Annotated in this window: 2 protein-coding genes; both read left to right on the forward strand. The window is 55.7% G+C overall.

Going from position 1 to position 1,981, the window contains the following annotated elements:
- Positions 1 to 79 (forward strand): arginine deiminase family protein (locus GPK42_RS03575; protein ID WP_195192534.1); only part of this gene is annotated, 79 nt, incomplete at its 5' end.
- Between the two features lie 149 nt (positions 80 to 228).
- A complete protein-coding gene (locus tag GPK42_RS03580) occupies positions 229 to 1,353 on the forward strand; it encodes an aminotransferase (RefSeq protein ID WP_215693578.1) in 1,125 nt (374 codons plus the stop codon).
- Positions 1,354 to 1,981: the final 628 nt, after the last annotated feature.

A 1,981-nucleotide genomic window follows, 5' to 3' on the forward strand; every position in this document is an offset into this window, starting at 1 on the left:
CGTGCCCTCCGCCGAGCTCTCCCGCGGCCGCGGCGGCCCGCGCTGCATGAGCATGCCCTTCTGGCGCGAGGACCTCTAAGGTCTTTCAGGACCCGTACAGGTCATAATACATACATCTAGCTGCCATTAGATGTCTCCCATTGGGGCGGTGCGGGTTTTCGCACCGCCCCAATCTTGTATGAGGGACGTCAACACGATTGGATGACTGCTTTTGTAAGGAGCTTGGCCATGGACATCAAGACGATTGGCGTTGAGGAATGGCTCAACGTTTGGGAGAAAAGTGCCACGTGGGACATCGCCCAGTCGACGATCTCGTCGCTCACCATGGGCGAGCTGCGCGCGCTCGATGAGCAGGACGGCGCCACGTTCTACGAGCGCTTGGACCGCGAGAAGATGAACTACGGCTGGATCGAGGGCTCGCCGGAGTTTAAGGCCGTGGTTGCCAAGCTGTATCGTCGGGAGGTCAATCCCGACCACATTCTGCAGACCAATGGCTGCACGGGTGCGAACCTCAACGCCATCATGGCCGTGGTCGAGCCCGGCGACCACGTTATCGCCGAGTGGCCCACCTACGCGCCGCTCTACGAGATTCCGCGCACGCTGGGCGCCGAGGTCGAGTATTGGGAGCTTTGCGAGGAACTCGGCTGGAAGCCCGATATCGAGGAACTCAAGCGCTTGGTGCGCCCCAACACCAAGCTTATCTGCATAAACAACGCATCGAACCCCATCGGTACGGTGCTCGATACCGATATGCTCGGCCAGATTGCCGAGATCGCCCGTTCGGTGGGCGCCTACGTGCTGTGCGACGAGGTGTATCTGCCGCTCGAAAACACTGAGTCCTTTATGTCGATGGTCGACGTGTACGAGAGGGCCATTGTCACCAACTCGTTGTCGAAGACCTATTCGACGCCTGCGGCCCGCGTGGGCTGGGTCGTGGCCGACGAAGAGGTGTCCAACCGCATCCGTACCTATCGCGATTACACCATGATCTGCGGCGGTGTGTTCAACGACGCCTTGGCGACCTATGTGCTTGAGCACAAGGACAAGATCCTCGAGCGCAATCGCAAGATCGTGTTTGGCAACCGCGATATCGCGCAGGCTTGGATCGATACGCAGCACCGCGTTTCCTGGACGGCGCCGCAGGGCGTGTCCACCTCGTTTATCCAGCTTGATATTCCCGAGGACGACGAGGAGTTCTGCAAGCGCCTGCTGTCCGAGAGGGGAGTGCTGCTGGTACCCGGCGGCCGCTTTGAGCTTCCCTGCGGCGCACGCCTGGGCTACTGCGCGAGCGAGGACGTTCTGCGCGAGGGCCTGAGGCTTCTGGGTGAGGCTCTGGCCGAGTTCGATCGCTAGGATTCCGACGGCTCTCAAAGCCGATCAAATCTGTCTACGATTATCGATAACAGTTCCGTTTCCCATGAGGGGAGCGGGACTGTTTTTCTATACCGAGAAGTCAAGTTGTTACAAATGGGGCCGTAAAGCGAGCCGGTATCCGCTGGGCCTTATACTGAGTTTCCGGTGAACGGTATCAAGTGTCTGGTAAACGGTAATTTATTTACCAGAAATGAATAGGACAAACATTTTTCTGAATAAAAATGAAAATGGTTGAGACGCGGTATGAACCGCTAATTCTATTCATAGCTTTAGTGGAAATATGCAATTTGAGGATGGTTTAACAAAGTTAAGTTCCATTTGATTTTAGGATTGAAAACGCGTTTAAGCACGTAAATACGCTTTATTAAGATGAAGTGTGCCATGCGTGAAGTATATGTGTATGCCGTTCACCCCTCATATAAAACCGTTCGGTGGCGAGGTGGAAGTATGGACTGATTTTGGATATAAATATGTCGTCAGCAATAACGCCTCACACGGAGGGGCGCTAACGAATCGGCCCTGACAAGGGCCCGAAAGAAAGGTAGGAGGCCATGACGAAAGGTCTGCACGTGCCTTCCGAGATCGGCAAGCTCAGGAAGGTCTGCCT

Origin of the sequence: Collinsella aerofaciens (assembly GCF_018785265.1) — a bacterium.
Classification (GTDB): domain Bacteria; phylum Actinomycetota; class Coriobacteriia; order Coriobacteriales; family Coriobacteriaceae; genus Collinsella; species Collinsella aerofaciens_AI.